The sequence below is a fragment of the Aminicella lysinilytica genome, assembly GCF_004362975.1.
GTDB lineage: Bacteria > Bacillota > Clostridia > Peptostreptococcales > Anaerovoracaceae > Aminicella > Aminicella lysinilytica.
The window spans coordinates 1-1,041 of the sequence record NZ_SNXO01000091.1 but is presented as its reverse complement, the minus strand read 5'-3'; the positions used below and the strand labels follow the sequence as shown (position 1 = coordinate 1,041).

The 1,041-nt window shown below is 40.2% G+C and carries 1 protein-coding gene; it reads right to left on the bottom strand.

What is annotated here, in order from left to right; genetic code table 11:
• Positions 1–171: 171 nt before the first annotated feature.
• The coding region (locus EV211_RS10625; RefSeq protein WP_166635456.1) for a transposase at positions 172–1,041 on the bottom strand (870 nt) is incomplete at its 5' end.

The window sequence follows — 1,041 nt, the reverse complement described above, 5'->3', positions numbered from 1 at the left end:
ACTAAAGGAAAGTCTATTCGATATAGCAGTATGATTCGCTATAATAGCGATAAAGAAATTTCAAAAAAACTGTCCGAAATCTTGACAGAGTACCAGGAGTTGGGGACAACTTCGGTAAAAACAGCATACTAATCAGAGAGGAGCAGAGTGATATCTGCTCCTCTCGATTTATCAATCGTCAATAGGTTTCAGGTTCTTAAGATAGATCTCATCCAAGGTTTTAGGAACCCCTAGAATGCGGGCATTTTTTCTTCCTGCAAACAGGAATCTGTTCCTGATGTGGTAGAAATTAAGGTAGCCCCTGCCTATCCTTTTCATATCCTTGGGGATCCTGTTCAACGATTCCATAGGACCGTTGGAGAGGCGGCTCTGGTAAGAGGTTTTGTCCTTGCTGAGCCTCTCTGCGATGATGAAAGAAGTAATTATGGGCTCAAAGTGCTCTTTAAGGGTCACAGATATTTCCTGAAACATTTTGTAAGAACTTGTCCTGTATAGTTCTATGATCTCAGGCAAGGCTTTCCTTGCGCCCTTTGGATCACCAGCATATTTCTGGTTGAAATCGATATACTTTTCCTTGAGATCTCTACGATCTTTGAAGCTGGGATCTATGCGATAGAGCCATTCTTCATAATCGAATGTATTCATCATACGATTGAGCTGGTAGTTCATACGAGGCTGAGTGTAGTACTTGATATCTGATCTGTTCTTGATCAGCATCCAGTGATATTTTTTAAGAAGGAGATAGTCTTTGGAATGGGTGAAGGGCATCGTATGCCCAAATTCCTGTTCTCTTTTTTCATGTAATTCGTGTTCCTCACTATCAAGTCTTCTTTGCACCCATCTTATGTATCCAAGCAATTCACGGTTTATCAGTTGTATGACATGAAAAGCGTCAACTACGGATGTAGCGTTGGGAAAATACTTATCTACATATGCAAGATATGGCTTGTACATATCTGAAATGAGATATTTGACATTCAATCGTTCGTTCTTTGGTATGCCTGAAAAATATGGCTGAGTTATTTCATCGCGCCGGTTTAT